Annotated in this window: 12 protein-coding genes and 3 pseudogenes; 9 read left to right on the forward strand and 6 right to left on the reverse strand. The window is 68.1% G+C overall.

Annotated features, from left to right (window positions below; translation table 11 throughout):
• The first annotated feature begins 58 nt into the window (after nt 1–58).
• The 6 genes and pseudogenes from NA10_RS18585 (at nt 59) to NA10_RS18605 (ending at nt 5417) form a co-directional block, all read left to right on the forward strand.
• Nucleotides 59–1717: a TY-Chap domain-containing protein gene (locus tag NA10_RS18585; RefSeq protein WP_067569660.1), complete on the forward strand. Its 1659-nt coding sequence runs from the start codon at nt 59–61 to the stop codon at nt 1715–1717.
• 138 nt (nt 1718–1855) lie between these two features.
• Nucleotides 1856–2056 (forward strand): annotated as a pseudogene (locus NA10_RS39330) (ABC transporter permease); the annotation flags it as partial.
• Between the two features lie 55 nt (nt 2057–2111).
• A pseudogene (locus NA10_RS39335) lies at nt 2112–2216 on the forward strand (S-adenosylmethionine:tRNA ribosyltransferase-isomerase); the annotation flags it as partial.
• 259 nt (nt 2217–2475) lie between these two features.
• Nucleotides 2476–3321: a GNAT family N-acetyltransferase gene (locus NA10_RS18595; RefSeq protein WP_067569663.1), complete on the forward strand. Its 846-nt coding sequence runs from the start codon at nt 2476–2478 to the stop codon at nt 3319–3321.
• A 9-nt stretch (nt 3322–3330) separates the two neighbouring features.
• Complete coding sequence (locus NA10_RS18600; protein WP_373862391.1) at nt 3331–4290, forward strand: lysophospholipid acyltransferase family protein; 960 nt, start codon at nt 3331–3333, stop codon at nt 4288–4290.
• Between the two features lie 86 nt (nt 4291–4376).
• Nucleotides 4377–5417, forward strand: coding sequence for an AraC family transcriptional regulator (locus tag NA10_RS18605; protein WP_067569668.1), 1041 nt, complete (start codon nt 4377–4379; stop codon nt 5415–5417).
• Between the two features lie 56 nt (nt 5418–5473).
• Here the strand turns inward: NA10_RS18605 and NA10_RS38720 are convergent.
• Nucleotides 5474–5669: pseudogene (locus NA10_RS38720) on the reverse strand (ABC transporter permease); the annotation flags it as partial.
• Nucleotides 5670–6044: 375 nt separating this feature from the next.
• Here NA10_RS38720 and NA10_RS18610 point away from each other — a divergent pair.
• The 3 genes from NA10_RS18610 to NA10_RS18620 all read left to right on the forward strand — a co-directional run bounded on the left by NA10_RS18610 (nt 6045) and on the right by NA10_RS18620 (nt 12788).
• Nucleotides 6045–11513, forward strand: a complete 5469-nt coding sequence (locus NA10_RS18610) for an ATP-binding protein (RefSeq protein WP_067569671.1) — start codon at nt 6045–6047, stop codon at nt 11511–11513.
• A complete protein-coding gene (locus NA10_RS18615; RefSeq protein ID WP_067569674.1) occupies nt 11513–11857 on the forward strand; it encodes a hypothetical protein in 345 nt (114 codons plus the stop codon). The genes NA10_RS18610 and NA10_RS18615 overlap by 1 nt, the downstream gene beginning before the upstream one ends.
• 82 nt (nt 11858–11939) lie before the next feature.
• Entirely contained in the window at nt 11940–12788 is an 849-nt protein-coding gene (locus NA10_RS18620; RefSeq protein ID WP_218021546.1) for an alpha/beta fold hydrolase, read from the forward strand.
• Between the two features lie 16 nt (nt 12789–12804).
• Here the strand turns inward: NA10_RS18620 and NA10_RS18625 are convergent, their stop codons facing one another.
• The 5 genes from NA10_RS18625 to NA10_RS18645 form a co-directional block, all read right to left on the reverse strand.
• Nucleotides 12805–16287, reverse strand: a complete 3483-nt coding sequence (locus NA10_RS18625; RefSeq protein ID WP_067569677.1) for an ATP-binding protein — start codon at nt 16285–16287, stop codon at nt 12805–12807.
• Nucleotides 16288–16474: 187 nt separating this feature from the next.
• Nucleotides 16475–17497, reverse strand: coding sequence for a CobW family GTP-binding protein (locus NA10_RS18630; protein WP_067569680.1), 1023 nt, complete (start codon nt 17495–17497; stop codon nt 16475–16477).
• On the reverse strand, nt 17490–18890 hold the full coding sequence (locus tag NA10_RS18635; protein ID WP_067569682.1) for a UbiD family decarboxylase: 1401 nt from the start codon (nt 18888–18890) through the stop codon (nt 17490–17492). Before NA10_RS18635 ends, NA10_RS18630 begins: the two co-directional genes overlap by 8 nt.
• Entirely contained in the window at nt 18887–19522 is a 636-nt protein-coding gene (locus tag NA10_RS18640) for a UbiX family flavin prenyltransferase (protein ID WP_067569684.1), read from the reverse strand. Before NA10_RS18640 ends, NA10_RS18635 begins: the two co-directional genes overlap by 4 nt.
• Nucleotides 19512–20855 carry a nucleobase:cation symporter-2 family protein gene (locus tag NA10_RS18645; protein ID WP_169812603.1) on the reverse strand — a complete coding sequence of 448 codons (1344 nt, stop codon included), beginning with the start codon at nt 20853–20855 and terminating at the stop codon, nt 19512–19514. Before NA10_RS18645 ends, NA10_RS18640 begins: the two co-directional genes overlap by 11 nt.
• Nucleotides 20856–20858 lie beyond the last annotated feature (3 nt).

Raw genomic sequence — 20858 nt, forward strand, 5'->3', positions numbered from 1 at the left:
GGAAGTTGTCGGGCACCCGCTGTATGGTGCGGATATTCGATGGGGAGGGAGCATTCGGATGGGGAGCGGGATTTTCGAGGATCGGGCGCGGGCCGAACAACTCGCGGCGGAATCCGAGGTGTGGGAATGGTTTTCGGCGGCATTGGGGTGGACGCTGTTCGCCCTGCCCGTGGAGAGCTATCTGGTGTTGTCCGCGCCCGACGGGTTGTCGGCCCAGTTCATTCGCGGCAGTGACAGCCTCTACTGCGAGGTCGTCGCCGATCGGCCGGAGGATGCGGCCGCCGCCCGGCTGCGGGCACAGGGCTGGGACGCGCCCGGCCCGCTCACACCCGATAACTGGCGTCGCGAGCTGGCTTGGCCCGCAAGGTTTTCCGACTACACCGAGATCGCGGCGCAGGTGGTCGCGGTCATGCGCGATGTCCAGGGGCTATGGCTGCCGATGGAATTGACGGCCCGGACCTGGACCGACGGCTCGGAAGTCGATCCGGCCCTGAAAGCGCTGGAGCTGGGCAGACATTCGGCGGACAACCTGCGCGCATTGGCGTCGTGGGCGCTCGCCGACCTCGCCCGGCGGTGTCGCCGGACATTGGACTCCGAGATGCGAGCGGCCCTGCGCGGCCATGAGATTCGAATGTTCCTCGCCCGCGATCTGATGGCGAGCCGCGATGCCGAGATCCTCGCCGGTGGTGACGACGCGTGGCCGGTCCGGGACCGGACGGCCGATTGCGTCGGTCTGGTCGGCCCGGGCCATCTGCTCATGGTGGATGTGGTCCTCGACGTCGACGATCCCGCCGATCTCCGGCTCGACTGCCGAATCGTCGATGGCCTGCTGGTGGAGCGCGGCAGCGATCCCTTCGTGCGGGCCATGGTGCACGCGGACCCGGATCTGCGTGCGGCGCTGGCGGATCGGCCCGAACTGGCGGCGGCGCTGGAGCGGGACGAACTGTGGATCGAATACAAGCTGATCGCTCGTGACTCCGCGCAGCGTCTCACGCTGTCCCACGTCCGAACCGAGGACCGGCGACCCGCCTCGTCCGCGGTCGCCGCCCAGGATACGAATGACTCTGCGCGGCAGACTGTTTCGCCGCCGCCAACCGTCGCCCCCGACCGCGGTCTCGCGGTGCCTGGGCAGTCGCATGACCCGCTGGCCGATGTCTATCCGCTGCTGAAACCCTCGGGCTGGCCGGTCGCGCGATGGGCACCGCATTCTCGGTTCGGCACCGAGCACGACTACGTTCTGATCGTCTTCGCCCACGACAGACCCTCGACCTACGAAGTGATCACTGTCGATAATCCGGAGGCGCACTCGAGTGAACTGGGGGATCGGGCATATGCCAATCTCGCCGCGCTGCACTATGAATGGCGCGTGGTAGACGCACCGGGGCTGACCTTGGCGACGCTTTCCGGTTTCACCTTCTCCTCGGAGAAGCTGCTCGATGCGGTGGCGATGCGCGAGGCGCAGCGACTGCTCGGAACCAATGAGATCGTCGTCTCGGTTCCCCGTCGTACCTGCCTCTACGCCTTCGCGCGCAATGCCCTGGACAGTGTGGATTCCCTCCGTCAGGTGCAGCGACTGGTAGAGGGTGTCTGGGCGGACGACTCCGGCCGCGATGCGCAGATCACCCGTTTACTCTTCGCCTTTCGTGACGGTGCTCCCGTCGGCGTCCTGAACATGGACGACCAAGCCCCCAGCCGCCGGCGGTATCGGGCGCGCTAACCTGCGCGTATGGCTGTTCCTACAACGCGTTTGCTGGTGCTGGCGGTGGTGCGGATGCCGGCGCCGGTGCACGGGTAGCGGGTGCTCGAGGATATGGTGCTGCTCATCGTGCAGGCCCTGGTACTGGTGGGTGTGGCCATGGCGGCGTTCGGTTCACGCCCCGATCCGCTCGGCCTGGTGCTGTCGGTACTGCTCATCTCGGTGATGGCGGCGGGTCTGGCCTCCGCCTCGTACGCGCTGGGTCTGTGGGCAAAACAGGAGTCGACGCCGGCGTCGGTGCTGAATTCGGTCTCGGTGCCGATCATGCTGCTCTCGGGCATTCTGCTGCCGATGAGTGTGGGGCCGACCTGGTTGCAGAATATCGCGAAGGCGAATCCGTTCTCGCACACCGTCGATGCTTCTGGAGGCGGTCGCCGGACCGGAGGTCGTGCGGCAGGCTTACCGCGTCGCGCTCGACTCCGGTTACCTCTGGCATGAATTCGGTGATACCGCGCTGCTCTTCGCCGACCGTGAACCCCGGCGCCGACAGTCGCGCGGCGCAGGCGTAGAGTTCCGTTCTCCAGCTTCGCGAACCATGCCTCGCGAGGGCTCGGACGGGGGTTGTACCCCGCCGGGATACGAGCGTTTGTCCTGGTAGGGAACTTTCGGAAGCGTTCGGATGAACGCCGGGTGTGGTCTGCGTCGCGTTCACCGGACTGGCATCGAGAGGCCATCCGGCGGTCGCCCCGGCGCATTCTGGGACTCGTTTGATCAACCCTATGACCACCAAGGCAGCGTCGACTTCCAGCCTGCTCCCACGCGAGTCATGCACAACTCCGGAGCCGCCGCGCACCACGGGCCGCTCCCAGTACTCCCTGGTCGTCGCCTCCGATGCCGAGCATCGGGAAGCGGCTCAGCGGCTGCGGTATCAGGTCTTCGCCGCCGAACCGGGTTTCACCATTCCCGACAATGGCACCGGCCTGGACGCCGATCGTTTCGACGAGCACTGCGACCATCTGCTGGTCCGTGATGAACTCACCGAACAGTTCGTCGGCTGCTACCGCATGCTGCCGCCGGACAAGGTGACCGCCGCCGGCGGCTACTACACCGCGACCGAATTCGATTTGGCCGCACTGGATCCCACCGGCAATCGAATCGTCGAGATGGGCCGCGCCTGCGTGGTGCCCGATCATCGCAACGGTTCGGTCCTCACGCTCATGTGGGCGGGCATCCTGCACTACATCCAGCTCACCGGCTACGACTGGATCATGGGCTGCGTCTCGGTGCCCATGCGGCAGACTCCGCAGGACGCGCCGGGTGTGAATGTGCGCGGCGTACGCGATCTGCTCATGAAAAAGCATGCGCTGCAAGCGGATCGGCATGTGCGCCCGTACAACCCGGTCGTCGTCGAGGGTCGCACCCTGGACGAGCTGGAGCCCCCGGCCCGCCCGAAGCTGCCGCCGCTGCTGAGCGGATATCTGCGCCTGGGCGCGGAGATCTGCGGTGAACCCGCGCACGATCCGGAGTTCGCCGTCGCCGATTTCGTCGCCCTGTTGGGCCTGGAGACCATCAACACTCGCTACCTGGAGCGCCTGCAGGGCGCGGTGGCCACTCTCGAGCGGTGATGAATCATGATGCCCGCCTTCCTTTCCCCCGGTTCCGGGGCGCTGGAATGTCCTCCGGCCCCCGCCTCCGCCCACGCCTGGATGCCGTCGAGCCCGTGCGGGCCCGAATGCGTCGACACCGAGCCTGAGGCCGGTCGCCTCCGCTTCGCCGCCCGCATCGCGGGCATCGGCGCGGTGGCGGTCTCCTTCCCGATCGCGTATCTGGTCACACCGCGCCGTTACCGCGCCAGGGTGCAGACCCGGTATGCCCGAGCCCTGCTGTCCTGCTGCGGAATTCAGGTCCGCGTCATCGACAACGGCGGTGCCCCTGCGGATCGCGAGGGTTTGCTGGTGGTGGCCGGTCATATCGGTTGGACCGATATCATCGCGCTCTCGGCGGTACGGCCGACGGCCTTCGTGGCCCGCGCCGATATGGTCGATTGGCCGGTGCTCGGCGATATCGCCCGCCGCGTCCGGGTCATCCCCATCGAACGCGAACGGCTGCGCGAACTCCCGGGTGTCGTGCACCGCATTGCCGAACGCCTCACCGCCGGTGAGCGCATCGGCCTGTTCCCCGAGGGCACCACCTGGTGCGGTCGCGCGCACGGCCGCCTGCGGCCCGCCCTGTTCCAGGCCGCCATCGACACCGGCACCCCGGTGCAGCCGATCCGGCTGCGCTATCTGGATCGTCACGGCGAGGTGTGCACCGTGCCCGGCTTCGTCGGCGTGGACACCATGGCCGACTCCTTCCGCCGGGTACTGCGCTCCAAAGGCGTAGTGGCCGAACTGGTCCTGCAACCCCTGGAGCAGCCGGGCACGGATCGCAAGGATCTGGCTCGGCGCTGTGAGCAGGCCATTCGCGGTGACGCCGTGGATCGCGCCTTCGCCGATATCATCGGCCGCGACGGACCCGGTGCGGAGCCTGCCGAACTCACCGTCCAAGCCCCCGAACACCGTCACCCCAAGCTCCCGGTGCGCGTCGGGGCCTGACCGAGCGACCGGGCACCGCGCCCGATTCGATTGGTGACCCACCCGTTTCGGGTAACCGGAGGCCGGATGTTTGCGAAGATGGCGAGATGTCTGAAGCGCCTGGGCGTCTTCGCGCCATTCACAATGCCGGTCTGCTGGTCGAATTCGGTGCGCAACGCGGGGTCGCGGTCGAGGATGCGCTGGCGGGGACCAGGATCGCCCCGGAGGACCTGGGTGATGCCGAGGCGATGATCGCCGCCGAGCAGGAGTTCGCGATCATGCGGAATCTGCTCGCGGGGTGTGTGGACGAGCCCGGACTGGGTTTGCTGGCGGGCATGCTGTGCCATCCGACCAGTCTGGGTATTTGGGGATTCGCGCTGAGTACCTCGTCCACCTTGCGGCAGGCTCTCGAGATCGGGGTGCGGTATTTGGACCTGTCGTTCGCGGCGGGGGAGATTCGAGCGGAGACACAGGGTCCGAATGTGCTGATCCTGCGGGACGACAGTGCGGTGCCGCCCGATTTGCGGCGATTCACCCTGGAGCGCGATATGGTCGCCATCGGCATTGTGCAGCAGGACCTGCTGCCCATGCGGCTGCCAGCCATCCGGCTCGAACTCGAACTGCCCGTGCATCCGATGTACGAGGCGGTCTCGACCCTGCTCGGGGTCTCCGAGCTGATCTTCGATGCCGAGCGCTCGGCGCTCACCGTTCCGGCCTCCGCCTTGGAAATGCCGCTGCCGCAGGCGAATCCGGCCAGTATGCGGATGTACGAGGAGCAGTGCGCCGAGGTGGTGCAGCGGCGGCGCAATCGCTTCGGCGTCAGTGAACGGGTGCGCGAGTTGTTGATCCGCCGGCACGGGCTGGCCGAACAAGCCGATATCGCCGCGGATCTGAATATCAGCGTGCGCACGCTGCGGCGCCGGCTCGCCGCGGAGGGCACCACCTTTCGCGAACTCAGCTCCGAGACCATCGGATTGCTCGCCGAGGAACTGCTGAGCACCGGCCTGACCGTGGAGAGCGTCGCCGATCGCCTCGGGTACGCGAGTGTGTCGGCGTTCGGCACCGCCTTCCGCACCTGGCGGGGCCAGACCCCCGGGCAATACGCCCGGGAGAACCGGCTGCTGCTGTCCATGCGCGGAATCCGCTGAGCCGCAGCGGGACTCAGCGCACCAGGCTGCCCAACGGGCGGTGACGGTGGCGGTGGGGCGACGCTCAGCACCGCCGCACCGGTCAGTACGGCGAAATCCAGCCACAGATTCGCGGGCGTGCCGATCAACAGTCCGCGTAGCGCGTCCGCCTCGTAGCTGAGCGGATTGACATGGCTGACCGTCTGCAACCAGCCCGGCATGATCGGTCGGATACAGCGCGTTGGAGGCGAAGAACAGCGGCATGGTGATGGCCAGAAGTCCAGATACGGCACCGGCCCGGTGGGCGGGGTGTTGGAATTCGGTCCGCGCGCCGGAGAGCGCGGACTCGTCGAAGGAGCGTCCGTCGAGCCGGCCGACCTGTCGGTGCAGCCGTCCCATGGAGCCGAAGAGCAGGGCGAACAGGTCGCCGTACGCCGCGTCCCTATCCGGAGTCCGTGCCCGTCCGTCGCGCATGACACCCAGAATGGCTCTGTCTCAGAGGTATCTCTTCATGAAATTCTTTGGAACTACGGGCCGGTAACCCCCGCGCGCTGTGGCTCCCTGCCGCGCGAGAGCGCACACTGAGCGAAAACCGGGAGTCCATTCCCTCGCCCGACCGGGCCAATGCCTTGGAAAGGAGTCGGCGAGTTGTTCAGCCGCATCGCCATCGTGAACCGCGGAGAGGCCGCCATGCGCCTCATCCATGCCGTACGAGACCTGGCCGCGGAGACCGCGCTGCCGATTGAAACCATCGCCCTGCACACCGATGTCGACCGCAATTCGACATTCGTGCGCGAGGCCGATGTCACCTACGACCTCGGCCCCGCCGCCGCGCGCCCCTACCTCGATCTCAAGCTGCTCGAGAAGGCCCTGATCGAGACCAAGGCCGACGCCGCCTGGGTCGGTTGGGGTTTCGTCGCCGAGGATCCGGCCTTCGCCGAACTCTGCGAGCAGATCGGGGTCACCTTCATCGGGCCCAGCCCGGACGCCATGCGCAAACTCGGTGACAAGATCGGTGCCAAGCTGATCGCCGAGGAGGTCGGCGTGCCGGTCGCGCCGTGGAGCCGGGGCGCGGTGGAGACGCTGGAGGCGGCCACCATCGCCGCGGCCGAGATCGGCTATCCGCTCATGCTCAAGGCCACCGCGGGTGGCGGCGGGCGCGGTATCCGCGTGGTCACCAACGAGGCCGACCTCGTCGATGCCTATGAACGCACCAGCCAGGAGGCCGCGCGTGCCTTCGGCAGCGGTGTGGTCTTCCTGGAGCGCCTGGTCACCGGTGCGCGCCACGTCGAAGTACAGGTGATCGCGGACGGTCAGGGCACCGCGTGGGCACTGGGTGTGCGCGACTGCTCGGTGCAGCGCCGCAATCAGAAGGTCATCGAGGAATCGGCCTCACCGGTGCTGAGCCCCGAGCAGACCGCCGAACTCAAGGCTTCCGCCGAGCGGCTGGCCATCGCGGTGGACTACCGCGGTGCGGCCACCGTCGAATTCCTGTACCACCCGGGTGATCAGCTCTTCGCCTTCCTCGAGGTGAATACCCGCCTGCAGGTGGAACATCCGATCACCGAATCCACCACCGGCTTCGACCTGGTGCGCGCACAGCTGCACGTGGCCTCCGGCGGCCGGCTCGAGGGTGAGCCGCCCGCCGAGCGCGGGCACGCCATCGAGGCCCGGCTCAATGCCGAGGATCCCGATCGCGATTTCGCGCCCGCCCCGGGTCGCATTGCCCGCCTTGACCTTCCGGCCGGACCGGGTATCCGCGTGGATACCGGTGTCAGCGAGGGCGACACCATCCCCGCCGATTTCGACTCCATGATCGCCAAGATCATCGCCTACGGTCGCGACCGCAATGAGGCGCTGGCCCGGCTGCGCCGCGCGGTGGCGCAGACCCGCGTGGTCATCGAGGGCGGTGCGACCAACAAGAGCTTCGTGCTGGATCTGCTGATTCAGCCCGAGGTCATCGATGCCAGCGCCGATACCGGCTGGATCGACCGCGTGCGCGGTGAGGGCCGGCTGGTCTCGCACGCGCACTCCAGCATCGCCCTGGCCGCGGCCGCCATCGACGCCTACGAAGAGGAGGAGGGGGTCGAGCGCCAGCGCCTGATCTCCACCGCCTCGGGCGGTCGTCCGCAGGTGCAGCACGAGAGCGGTCGCCCGCGCGATCTGAAGCTGCGCGGCGTCGGCTACCGGGTGCGGGTGGCGCGCATCGGCGCGCATCGCTTCCGGGTCGGCATCGAGGCGGGCGGCGAAATCCGCACCGCCGATGTGGATTTGGAGCGTTTCGATCAGCACACCGGGCAGATCGTGGTCAATGACACCCGGTACCGCCTGACCACCGGCACGCACGGTCCGGTGCACCTGGTCGACGTCGACGGTGTGACGCACCGGATCAGCCGGGACGAGGGCGGCGTGGTGCGCTCGCCCGCCCCCGCGCTGGTGGTCGCCACCCCGCTCCAGGTAGGCGATGAGGTCGAGGCGGGCGCGCCCGTGCTCGTCCTCGAGTCCATGAAGATGGAGACGGTGCTGCGCGCCCCGTTCCGCGCCCGCCTGAAGGAGTGCGCGGTCTCGGTCGGCACCCAGGTCGAGACCGGTGCGCCGCTGCTGCGCCTGGAGCCGCTCGCCTCCGATGACGATGCGGCCGAGGGTGATTCGGCCGCCGGCGCGGCCGTGCTGGACCTGCCCGTGGAGACCGCCGCGGTACGCCCGCACGAGCGCATCGGCCGTCGCCTGCAGGATCTGCGCGGCCTGCTGCTCGGCTTCGACGTCGATCCGCTCGATGAGAAGCGGGTGGTGGACGACTACCTCGTCCTGCGCCGCGCGGCCGTGGCGGATTACCGTCGCCCGCTCGCCGAAGAGCTCGCGCTGGTGGATGTCTTCGCCGATCTCGCCGAGCTCAGCCACAACCGCTCCTGGGACGAGGAGGGCGAGCAGAGCCACGTCCACAGCGCCCGCGAGTACTTCCACACCTATCTGCAGAGCTTCGATGTGGAGCGCGCCGGACTGCCGGAGACCTATCAGGCCAAGCTCTCCAAGGCGCTCGGGCACTACGGCGTCACCGAACTCGATCGCACGCCCGACCTCGAGGCCGCGGTCTTCCGCATCTTCCTGGCGCAGCAGCGACCCTCGGACACCGTCACCATCATCACCACGCTCCTGCGGGAATGGCTGCGGGAACCCGTGCCGGACAGGGCACTTCGCGAGCCGGTCGGTCTGGCGCTGGAGCGCCTGGTCGCCGCGACGCAGGTGCGCTTCCCGGTGATCGCGGACCTGGCCCGCGGTGTGGTCTACGCCTGGTACGCCCAGCCGCTGCTGCGCCGAAACCGCGCCCGGGTGTACACCAATGTGCGAAAGAACCTGCGGCACTTGGATCTGCACCCGGATGCGGCGGATCGTGCCGAGCGCATCTCCGATATGGTGCGCAGCACCGAACCGCTGGTGCGGCTGCTGGGTCAGCGCCTGGTGCGCGGAAACGCCGACAACACAGCGGTTCTGGAGGTCCTGACCCGCCGGTACTACGGCAACAAGGGTCTGGTCGACGTCCGCACGCAGGAGGCGCAGGGCTGCGCCTTCGTCGTCGCCGAGCGCCGGGGCCTGACCCTGGTCTCGGCCGCGGCGAGCTTCGACACCCTGCCCACCGTGCTGCGCGGTCTCGGCGCGGTCGCCAATGGCGCCGCCTCGCTCGAGGTGGACATCTACCTCGGCTGGGAGAAGCAGCCCGAGGACTTCGACGCCATGGCCGCGGCGCTGCAGGAGGTGCTCAACGCCCAGCCGCTGCCCAATCACGTGCACCGCATCACCTGCACGGTGGCGGGCAGCGGTGGCGCGGTCATGCACCACCACTTCACCTTCCGGCCCTCGGCCACCGGCATGGTCGAGGAGCGGTTGATCCGCGGCCTGCACCCGTACATCGCGCAGCGCATGCAGATGAAGCGGCTGCACAAGTTCGACCTCACCCGACTGCCGTCCTCGGACGACGAAGAGGTGTACCTGTTCCGCTGCGTGGCCAAGGAGAACCCGACCGACGAGCGGCTCATCGCCTTCGCCCAGGTCCGCGACCTCGCGGCACTGCGTGATCACGACGGTCGACTGCTCTCGCTGCCGACCGCCGAGATCACCATCGCCACCTGCCTGGACTCGATCCGCCGCGCGCAGGCGCAGCGGCCCTCGGCCAAGCGCCTGCACACCAACCGCATCGTCATGTACATCTGGCCGCCGGTCGAGCTGACCCGGGCCGAGCTGGAGACCATCATCGCGGCGCGTGTGCAACCGGCAACCGCCGGAACGGGTTTGGAGGAGATCCTGCTCATCGCGCGCCAGCGTGACGCGGCCACCGGTGAGCTGGTCAAGATCGCGGTGCGGATCGCGTTCGATGCCGCCGGCGGTACCGAGGTCAGCTTCGTCGAGCGCTCCGACGAGCCGGTCGAACCGCTGGACGCGTACCGGCAGAAGGTGCTGCGCGCGGCCAGCCGCAATACCGTGTACCCGTACGAATTGACCGAGCAGCTCGGTGATTTCACCGAATACGATCTCGACGCCGCGCACGCGCTGGTTCCGGTCGACCGGGCCAAGGGCCGCAACAGCGCGGCCATCGTCGCCGGTGTGGTGAGCACGCCGACCACCCAGTACCCCGAGGGCGTCAAGCGCGTGGTGCTGCTCGGCGATCCGACGAAATCCCTTGGCGCGCTGTCGGAGCCGGAGTGCCGCCGGGTGATCGCGGCACTGGATCTGGCCGAGCAGATGCGGGTGCCGTTGGAGTGGTACGCGCTCTCCTCGGGTGCGCGCATCTCCATGGAGTCGGGCACCGAGAATATGGACTGGGTGGCGGCCGCACTCAAGCGGATCGTCGAGTTCACCCAGGACGGCGGCGAGATCAATATCGTCGTCGCGGGCATCAATGTCGGTGCGCAGCCGTACTGGAACGCCGAGGCGACCATGCTCATGCACACCAAGGGCATTCTGGTCATGACCCCGGATTCGGCCATGGTGCTCACCGGTAAGCAGGCGCTCGATTTCTCCGGTGGCGTCTCGGCCGAGGACAACTTCGGCATCGGCGGCTACGACCGCGTCATGGGCCCGAACGGCCAGGCGCAGTACTGGGCTCCGAACCTGACCGCCGCGCGCGGTGTGCTCATGGCGCATTACGACCACACCTATATCGCGCCCGGTGAGCAGACCCCGCGTCGCTCGCAGACCAGCGATCCCATCGATCGCGATGTGTCGGACTTCCCGCACACCTCTGCGAACAGCGATTTCAAGACCGTCGGCGAGATCTTCTCCGTCGCCGCGAATCCGGATCGTAAGAAGCCCTTCGATATTCGCTCGGTCATGAAGGCGCTCTCGGATCAGGACCATCCGGTGCTGGAGCGCTGGGCGGGTATGGCCGATGCCGAGACCGCCGTGGTGCACGACGCGCACCTCGGCGGAATCCCGGTGTGCCTGTTGGGCATCGAGTCCCAGAGTGTGCCGCGTCGTGGCTTCCCGGCCACCGACGGACCCGACACCTACACCGCGGGAACGCTTTTCCCGCAGTCGTCGAAGAAGGCGGCACGGGCCATCAACGCGGCCAGCGGAAATCGTCCGCTGGTGGTGCTGGCGAACCTGTCCGGGTTCGACGGTTCACCGGAGTCGATGCGCAAGCTCCAGCTCGAATACGGCGCCGAGATCGGCCGCGCCATCGTGAACTTCCAGGGCCCCATTGTGTTCTGCGTCATCTCGCGGTACCACGGGGGTGCGTTCGTGGTGTTCTCCAAGGCGCTGAATCCGAATATGACCGTGCTCGCCCTGGAGGGCTCGGTTGCCTCGGTGCTCGGTGGCGCTCCGGCCGCCGCGGTGGTCTTCGCGGGTGAGGTCAATGCCCGTACCGCCGCCGACCCGCGCGTGCGGGGATTGCAGGAGCGGGCCGCCGGCGCCCCCGGCGCCGACCGGGCCGCGCTCACCGCAGAGGTCGACGAGATCCGTTCGTCGGTCCGCGCGGAGAAGCTCGGTGAGGTCGCGGCGGAGTTCGACCGCGTGCACAATATCCAGCGCGCTGTCGAGGTCGGTTCGGTGGACGCCATCATTCGCGCCGCCGATCTGCGCCCGGCCATCATCAAGGCCATCGAGGCACGCCTGGGCTGATGGAAGCCGACCCGCGCGACCAAACCCGGATCGAGCGGGTCTCCGCCAGAATCGCCGATATCGGCGTCTGGCGGAATCTTCCGCCACTGCGGTGGACCCTCGGTGAGGAACCGGCCGACGAATTCGGCATCGGCATCCTCACCGAGGTGGTCGGCACCCCCGCCGAGGAAGACCCCCTCACCGCCGAACTCCTCACCCTGGATTGGGCGGACGCCCTCCAGCTCCCCGAACGGCCCGCCCTCGCGGGCCGCCGCGAATTCGCCCGGGACTGCGAGCTATCGGACAACATGCCGGTGGACCGCATCCGCATCTGGTGCGTTTCGAAATCGTTCAGCGGCCTTTGAGTCGTCGGGGCCATTCTTTCGCCGGTGCTCGTATGAGCGCCGATGAGGGAAGACCCCTCGAACGATTTGGAAGGCATCACTCTTGCGCAAGACCTCCGGCCCCCGCCGATCCGGCCGCACCATGCTCCTGATGGGCGCGCTGACCCTGTCCCTGGCCGCCGCGGCCTGCTCCTCGACCGGTGACGACAAGCCCGCGGCTCAGGCCCCCGCCACCGTTCCCGCGCCCGATCCCAACAAGCCGGGCATCCTGCTGGTGCACGGCGCGTTCGCCGACGGCTCCAGCTGGGCCGGTGTGGCGGAACAGTTGCAGGCCAAGGGCTTCCGGGTCACCACCGCAGCTGTCCCGCTGCGCGGACTCGACTACGACAGCGCCTATATTCGCGGAATTCTCGACGGGATGCCCGGGAAGACCCTGCTCGTCGGCCACTCCTACGGCGGTGCGGTCATCACCAATGCCGCCGCCGGTTCCGGTAAGGCCGCGGGGCTGGTCTACGTGACCGCCTTCGCCCCGGACAGGGGCGAATCCCTGGGTGAACTCGACGGTCGCTACGGCGGACCCGCCACCAAAATCACTGTTCCGCACCAGATCCCGGGAGAGTCGGTGCCCGAACTGCGGATCGCGGACGACAAGTTCCGGGAGTACTTCGCGCAGGATCTTCCCGCCACCCGGGCCGCCGTATTCGCCGCCGGACAGCGCCCGATCTCGGTCGCGGCCTTCACCGAGAAGGGCGGTGAGCCCGCGTGGAAGACCCTGCCGTCCTGGTACCTCGTCGCGGCCGACGACCGGATGATTCCGCCCGCCGGACAGCGGGAGATGGCCGCGCGCGCCCATGCCACGGTTACCGAGCGGCCCGGTAGTCATGCCATCGCCGTCTCCAATCCCGTTGCGGTGGTGGGTGTTATCGAGCAGGCGGCGGGCTCGGTGCACTGACGCCGACCGAACACCATTACGGGAGTAGGGTTTCCACGCCATCTATGACGAGAGTGCGCAACGCGACGTCGATCTCGGCGAGCTCGAGCGCCGCGCCGATCCGCTCGGCGAGCACTCGAGCCTCCTGAAGCAGTGCCCGCGCGCGCTTATCGTCAGCAGGAAGCAGACGGGCCAGATCGATCAGCGCGGGAATCAGCTCGACCGGGCTGTCCTGGGTGCGCAATACGCCCACGGCCCGGTCCAGCAGTTCGGGGGAGGGACCGCCCCGCGCCGCCAAAGCCTGTGCGCGCAGCGCCCTTCCGATGGTCACCGGAGTATTCCAGCGCTCGGCCAGGACCAGTTCGTCGTCGGCGAGTTCGCGGGCGCGCTCGCGGTCGCCGAGGCGGATCAGCTCCAGCGCCGCGGAACTGCGCCAGGGGATATGCGCCGGATTGGCGATGCCCACCGCGCCGACCCGGCGACCGCACTCCAGGAAATGGCCTGCGGCCGCACGGGATTCGCCGCGGGCCGCGCACAGCAGGCCGCGAATATGGATGGCCACGGTCCATTCCCAGGTGGCGGGATTGGCATTGGCGGTACGGCGGTCCAGCCAGTGTTCGGCTTCTTCGAGTCGGCCCAGGCCGATCAGGGCGTGGGCGTACTGGGCGGCGAGGGTCGCCGGTGGAACGACGAACCGGTCGTCGATATCGCCGAGTATCGGACCCAGTTCGGTCAGCACCTCGCGGTAGGAGCCCGCGCGCAACATGACCTCCGAGCGCAGGATGGCGCGGTAGGTGTCGATGGCCCCGAAGTGCTGATCGGCGCGCTGGGCGGTGAGATGCAGCGCGCCGGGCAGATCGCCCTGCCACATCCGCAGGTGCGCCTGCATTCCGATGAGGTTGCTGGGCAGCAGCTCCTCGGCATGCTCGGGTGCCAGGCGCTGGACCGCGGTGCGGGCCTCGATGCGGACGCCGAAGGCATCGGCCCAGGTGAGGGTTGCCGCGGAGATCGGATCGGGTTCCGGCAGGGCGCGCAGTCCGGCGACCATGCCGCGCCAGGTGGGGGCGGACAGTCCGGCGATCATCCACAGTGACGCGCGAATCTCCCGCGCCGACGCGGGATCTCGCGGTGCGGTATCGGCGATAACGGCATCGAGTAGTCGCATGGCCGTGGTCGCCTCGTGACGCATGGCCATGGTCCAGGCCAGCGGGACGGCGGCGGTGGGCGCGGCGGCGCGCTCACGCTGACCGCGCAGGGCCTCGTCCAGATGTGCCCGTGCCGCGGCGGGATTGGTCCACAGCTCCAACTGCCCGAGCCGCACCAGCAGGTCGTCCCGCTGTTCGGGTGTGCAGAGGTGCAGGGCCAGTTCGAGCCAGCGCATCGCCTCGGCGAGAACGCGCTCGCGCAGGCATTCCTCGGCCGCGTCGATGAGCACCACGGTCCAGCCGGCGTAGTCGGAGCCACACAGATCCCGCAGGTAGCGGGCGACATAGCGGGCCGGATGGCCGGTGCTGCGCGCATGTTCGGCGGCGGCCGTGCGGAACGCCGCGGACTCTTCCCTGCCGCCGAGCCACTGAATGGTGTTCGCGATCAAAGGATGTCGCATCCGAGGTGGGTCCGCGACGGCCAGAACGCCCGCATCCGTGAGCAATTCGCACCGCTGCCGCACCTCGCCGGGGGGTTGGCCGCAGGCCGCCGCCAGGGTCTCGACACTCGGATCGAATTCTCCGAGCGCGGCCAGGGCCCGCATCATGCGCGAACCGCGAGCCGAAAACCCTTGCAGCAGAAGACTGATCGCGCGCGTGTAGCGACCGTCGAGCAGATGGTCCGGTACCCGGGTGTGGTCGGCGCGCTCGGCCATATCCGCGATGACCGCGTCCACGAGCAGGGGTATCTCGGCGGCGGCACGCTCGATCTGCGCGGCCAGCTCCGGCGGGCAGACCGAGCCGGTGCGCCGCTCGTACAGTTCCGCGACCGCGGCCGGGCTCAGCCGTTGTAACCGCAGCACCCGCACCGCGAGCGGATCCACGCGGCCGTGCAGATCCACCACCCGCTGCTCCCAGAAGCTGCCGTCCAGGGCCACCACAATGAGCGCGCGGGCGGTCCGCAGCCCGGGTGCGACGGCGGCCAGCACCCGCACCGAGCGCTCATCCATCCGGCCCGCCCCATCGACCAGCATCAACGTCGGCGGCCCCACCCGCCGCCGCATCAGTGCGGTGCGCAGCCCCAGGACCACCATCTCCCCGGTCGCGTCAGCCGCCGCCGACCTGTGTGCCGCTATCGGCAACTCGACTGGTACCGAGCCGCTCACCGGTAGTGCGCTGTCTGCTGCTGTCGCGCTGTCTGCTGCTGTCGCGCTGTCTGCCGTTGTCGCGCTGTCCGTTGCTGCCGCGCTGTCCGTTGCTGCCGCGCCGTCGAGACGGGTCAGCAGCTCGGTCGCCAGATCTCCGTGGCCGGAGGTGAGTTCGATCCGCAGTGCGTTCGGATAGCGCCGTGCGATCTCATCGAGCAGCACGGTCTTTCCGTACCCCGGGCGGCCGGTGACCACCGCCAGCCCGCCCGCACCGTCGGCGGCGCGGCGCACCAACTCGTCGATGGCCGCGAGCTCGTGCTCGCGATCCACGAGTCGTGTTCGGCGGGAATCGCTTTCGGAGGCGGCGGGCTCGGGAGAGGCGGCGGGCTCGGGAGAGGCAGCGGGCTCGGGAGATTGCGGTGCAACGGTTTCCATGGCCTGCGGCGGGGTCGAGTCCGTTTCCCGGCCCGCGAGAATCCGCTCCTGTAGCGCGCGCAGCTCCGCACCGGGTTCGACGCCGAGCTCATCCACCAGCATCCGCCTGGTGTCGCGATAGACGGCCAATGCCTCGGACCTCCGCCCCAGGTCGGCGAGGGCGCGCATCAGCGTGGCGCGCAACCGCTCTCGCAACGGGTGCTCGTGCGCCAGCGAGCGCAGGGCATCGATCGCCTCGTCGGCGCGACCCCGCAGCACGGTCAGCTCGAGGCTGTCCTCCACGATCGCGAGCCGCCGCTCCGCCAGCGCGCTCCGCTGCTGCTGTGCCCACGGTCCCGGAATTCCCGCCAATGGCTCGCCCGCGCACAGGGCCAGCGCCTCGGCGTACAGCCCCGCGGCGCGCTCGGCATCGTGCGCCCGGCGCGCCCGCGTCGCGGCGCCCGCCAACCGGTCCAGCACACCGATATCGACCTGATCGTCCTCGATGCGCAACTGGTAACCGCCGTGCCCGGACAGCAGCACGCTCGACGGCGTCCGCGGCGGCCGATCCGGCTCCAGAATCCGGCGCAGTGCCGAAATATGGGTCTGAATCACGGCATTGCCGCTGGCGGGCGGTTCATCGTCGTACAGAGCGGCCGACAGCGCCGCCGCCGAAACCCATTGCCGCCGCCGCATGGCCAGCACCGCGAGCACCCCGCGCCGCTGCGGCGGCCCCAACGGCCGCATCCGCCCGTTCAGCCGCGCCTGTACCCCGTCCAACAGGATCAGGTGTAGCGCGTTCGCCCGACCCATCGACCTCTCCACGCCATTGCCCTTCGCGCACCCGCGGCAACCGGTGGGTTATCGCGCGATCGGGCCGTAACCTTACCGGTGACGGGCAGTCGGCGGCCGCCGCCCCCGGGTATCCGAAGTCACCGGGAGTCGAACGCGGTGTGGCCCCGCGCCCTTTCGGCCGAGGCCACACGCACGCGCCGGAGTATTACCGCGCGCTGCCGCCCGTGGCGGGTGTCAGCGCCCGATCCGCCAGACAGGACCGCAACCCGCGCGTGAGTTCGGCCCGGTCCAGGTCGCGGCCGATGAACACCACCTTGCCGGTGCGGTCCGGCTGGTTCCACGGCGTCGACGGGCGGATCTCGAACACCTCGTGCACACCCTGCAGGACGAAACGGCGCTCATCGTTTGCTACCGCGAACAATCCCTTCATCCGATAGACCTCCGCACCGTGCTCACTCAGGTGCGCGGTCAGCCACTCCTCGAGCGCTCGCTGGTCCACGGCCCCGTCCAATTCGATGCCGACCGAGGTGAGGGTCGGATCATGCTGGTGCCCATCATCTTCCAGCCAGTGCGGATCGCCCGCCATGGGCCGCGACAGGTCGAACGCCGCGATGCCGAGCACATCGCCCAGATCGATTTCCGCGTACCGGGAGGCAATGACGTCGGCGGTCGCATTGATCGCGCGCACCTGCCGCTGGACCGCGTCCAGCTCCGCCGCGTCGACCAGATCCACCTTGTTGATCACGATGCGGTCGGCGAAGGCGATCTGATCGGCCACCACGGAACCCAGCCCGTCATGGCCGGTTTCGGCGAGGTGACCGCGAATGTGCTTGGCGTCCACCAGCGTGACGATGGCGTCCAAGGTGAAATGCGCGGCGATCTCCTCGTCCACGAAGAAGGTCTGCGCCACCGGATTGGGATCGGCGAGCCCGCTGGTCTCGATGAGAATGCGATCGAAGCGATCACTGCGGGCCAGCAGCGACCGCAGGATCTCGATCAGATCGGTGCGGGCCGTGCAGCACAGGCAGCAGCCGTTGCTCATTTCGATGATCTTCTCGTCCGCGTTCAGCACCAGATCGTTGTCGATCGGGATTTCGCCGAACTCGTTCTCTATCACCGCGATCCGATGCCCGTGATTGGCGGTCAGAATGTGATTGACCAGCGTCGTCTTACCGGATCCGAGGAATCCGGTCAGAACGGTCACCGGGATCTTGTTGTGCTCAGCCATGATTCGCTCCTGTCGAGAGGGTGGTGAGGAGGGTGCGCGCACGGGACATCGCGTCATCGGATATTTCGATGCGCCTACCCTCGAATTCGGGTCCGCGGGTGGCGTCCAAGCCCATGCGCGAAGTGGTTCCGTCGCTGGTGGAGGACGGATCCAGGGGTGATCCGGGCAGCCCGTCCACGGTGAGAATGTCGCGGTGCGGCTGGAAATGCGTGGCCAGCGCCCACAGCACCGCCGCGTCATCGGTGAGATCGATATCGCTGTCCACCGCGATGACGGTCTTGAGGTACGGATCCCAGCCCAGCAGTCCGAGCATGATCTGCCGGGCCTGACCCGGACGGGACTGGCGCACCGCCACATAGCAGTGGAAGTGCGTGCCCGAGGTCGGATAGTGCACCGCGGTCACATCCGGAAAACGCGCCTTGAGTTTCTCCGCCATCTCCGATTCCCGCGGCACGCGAGCGAGATTCAGGTGTTCGGCGGTATTGCCGCCCTCGACGTCGAACAGCATCGGCTGCCGTCGCCGCAGGATGGTCTCGACCCGCAGCACATTATTGGTGGAGCGATTGGACGAGTACCCGGAGAACTCGCCGAACGGCCCCTCCTGGGCGTGCGCGGCGGGATCGATCACGCCCTCCAGGACGAAGTCCGACCACGCCGGAACGCCGATCCCGTATGCGGGGGTCGCCACCACCTCGAGAGGTTCGCCGAACAGTCCGCCCGCGACCGCCCGCTCATCGACGTCGTACCCCACCCGCGCGGACGCGGCGAGCATGAACAGCGGATGGCCGCCGATCACCATGGCCACCGGCATCGGCTCACCGCGTTCGGCATAGCGTGCCAGCATGCGCCAGAGATCGCCCCGTGAATGCAGGCTGGTGGCCAACTCGGTCGGCGAATGCACCATGGCCCGGTGGTAGCTCATATTTCCCACGCCGGTGTCCGGATCGGTGGCGACGATGATGCCGCTGGTGATGTACGGCGCGCGGTCGGAAGCGAAGTGGCGCAACATCGGTAGTGAACCCAGGTCCACTTCCGCGCCCGAGCGGACATCCTCGAGGATCGGCCCGGAATCGACGTACCGCGGTGGCACCGGTGCGGCGGCCCGCGCGGCGAAGGTCTCGTGCAACTGCTCCGGACGCGTTCCCAACATGCGCGCGATCCGCGTGCGGGAGGCGAACATATTGCTCACCACCGGCACGTCGACACCATTCACCTTGCGGCACAACAGCATTTCCTCGCGACCGCGCGCGGCGAGTTCGTAGATCAATCCCGTGACGCCTTGATCGGCGGCGACCACATCGTCGAGGACCAGCACGTCCTCGGGATGCTCGATCCGGTATCGCTCCACGAAGGCGTGTGAATCCTGGTGCGGGGCAAGGTTTTCGTAGGTCATCGGGCGGCTCCGGTCAGTCGGTCGGCGGGTATCGGACCCTGCCAGCGGGGAAACAGGTCGTGCTCGATGCCGAACTGGTCGAGGATCTTCCCGCTCAGGTGCGCGAGCAACGCCTCGATCGAATCGGGCCGCTGATAGAACGCGGGAACCGGCGGCAGCACGATCGCACCCGCCTCGGTCACGGCCGTCATATTGCGCAAATGCACCAGGCTCAAAGGGGTTTCGCGGGTCACCAGCACCAGGCGGCGGCGCTCCTTGAGACAGACATCGGCGGCTCGGCTCAGCAGGTCATCGGAATAGCCGTGCGCGATACCGGCCAGCGTCTTCATCGAACACGGCACCACCACCATCCCCATGGTGAGAAATGACCCGGAGGCGATGGACGCGGCGATATCGCCGCGCTGATGCGTCACATCGGCGAGCGCGCAGAACTCCTCGGGCCGCAGCCCGGTTTCCAGTTCCAGGGTGCGATGGGCCGCCCGCGACAGCACCAGATGTGTTTCCACGACCCGCAATCGGCGCAAGGCGGTCAGCAGATGGATGGCCAGTTGCGGTGCGCTCGCGCCGGTGACCCCCACGATGAGCCGCGGTCGCTCGGGCGCGAGCCCGGTATCGCGATATTCAGCAGACATGACGATCTCTCTCGGAGGAATGGAACAGCGCGTTGAGCCCGATCGCGAGGATGGTTCCCGTCGCAACGCCGCTCTTGCAGAACATTTCGGCGTAGTCGGGTAGCTGCCTGTAGAAGTTCGGCGCGAACGCGGGCACCAGTCCGACCCCCAGCGACAGCATGACGATGGTCAGATTGGCGGATCGGTCGAAATCCACCCGCGCCAGAATCTGGATACCGGAGACGGTCAGCGCGCCGAAGGTCACGATGGCGGCCGCGCCGATCACCGGCTCCGGAATGGCCGAGGCCAGCCGCCCGATCGGCTGGAACACCCCGAATAGGATCAACAGCACGCCCACGACGACAACCGGATAGCGGCTGCGCACCTTGGTCAGTGCGATGAGCCCGATGTTCTGACCGAATGTGGTGTACAGGAACCCATTACAGAATCCGCTGCACAGCGTCATCAGCCCGTCCACGCGCAGCAGCCGCGCGATGTCCTCGGGCCCGACCGGTTTGCCGACCACCTCGCCGACCGCCAGCCCCTGCCCCGAACCCTCGACCATCAGGACGAAGACGATCACCAGAAACAGCAGGATCGACGGAATATCGAAGCGCAGCGCACCGAAATGCATCGGGCCGATGATGCCGATGACCGGTCCGTGCGCGACGTGGGACAGCGAACCGATCCCGACCGACCAGCCGATGATCGCGCCGATCACCAGCGCCAGCAGGATCGACAACTGTCCGAGCAGCCCGCGGAACAGCCGCCGGAACACCACCATCAACGCCACGGTGCCGGCCGCGAGCCCGATATGGCCGAGCCGCCCGTAGTCGCGCGAGCTCGGATCGGAACCGGCGATCAGCCGGACGCCGACCGGAATGAGGGTCAGTCCGATCAGGGTGATCACCGTGCCGGTCACCACCGCGGGAAACAGTCGCAGCAGCAGGCTGAAATACGGCGCGGCCAGCACCCAGATCAGGCCCGCGACCAACAGCGAACCGTAAACCGTTGGCAGTCCGCGACTTTGGCCGACCAGGACCATCGGCACAATCCCGCTGGAGGCGGCTCCCACCACCAGCGGCATGCGAATACCGAACTTCCACACCCCGGCCGCCTGGATGAGGGTGCCCACCCCGGCGAGGATCAGATCGATGCTGATCAGGTCCGCGATCTGCGCGCCGGTCAGACCGAGCGCGGCGCCGACCACAATGGGGACCACGACCGCACCCGCGTACATCACCAGGGTGTGTTGCAGGCCGAGTAATACCATGTGCCAGAACGGCGGTCGCTGATCTACCGCATCGATATCGCCGGTTTCCGCTATCTCGCGTTCGGGCTGTTCCAGTGCCATGAC

It is taken from the genome of Nocardia acidivorans NBRC 108247 (assembly GCF_001625085.1).
Classification (GTDB): Bacteria; Actinomycetota; Actinomycetes; order Mycobacteriales; family Mycobacteriaceae; genus Nocardia; species Nocardia acidivorans.

What these genes read in the sequence shown, in the direction of transcription:
- NA10_RS18585 (WP_067569660.1), top strand. Translation starts at nt 59, where the DNA reads ATGGGGAGCGGGATTTTCGAGGATCGGGCGCGGGCCGAACAACTCGCG.
- NA10_RS18595 (WP_067569663.1), top strand. Translation starts at nt 2,476, where the DNA reads ATGACCACCAAGGCAGCGTCGACTTCCAGCCTGCTCCCACGCGAGTCA.
- NA10_RS18600 (WP_373862391.1), top strand. Translation starts at nt 3,331, where the DNA reads ATGCCCGCCTTCCTTTCCCCCGGTTCCGGGGCGCTGGAATGTCCTCCG.
- NA10_RS18605 (WP_067569668.1), top strand. Translation starts at nt 4,377, where the DNA reads ATGTCTGAAGCGCCTGGGCGTCTTCGCGCCATTCACAATGCCGGTCTG.
- NA10_RS18615 (WP_067569674.1), top strand. Translation starts at nt 11,513, where the DNA reads ATGGAAGCCGACCCGCGCGACCAAACCCGGATCGAGCGGGTCTCCGCC.
- NA10_RS18625 (WP_067569677.1), bottom strand. Translation starts at nt 16,287, where the DNA reads ATGGGTCGGGCGAACGCGCTACACCTGATCCTGTTGGACGGGGTACAG.
- NA10_RS18630 (WP_067569680.1), bottom strand. Translation starts at nt 17,497, where the DNA reads ATGGCTGAGCACAACAAGATCCCGGTGACCGTTCTGACCGGATTCCTC.
- NA10_RS18635 (WP_067569682.1), bottom strand. Translation starts at nt 18,890, where the DNA reads ATGACCTACGAAAACCTTGCCCCGCACCAGGATTCACACGCCTTCGTG.
- NA10_RS18640 (WP_067569684.1), bottom strand. Translation starts at nt 19,522, where the DNA reads ATGTCTGCTGAATATCGCGATACCGGGCTCGCGCCCGAGCGACCGCGG.
- NA10_RS18645 (WP_169812603.1), bottom strand. Translation starts at nt 20,855, where the DNA reads ATGGCACTGGAACAGCCCGAACGCGAGATAGCGGAAACCGGCGATATC.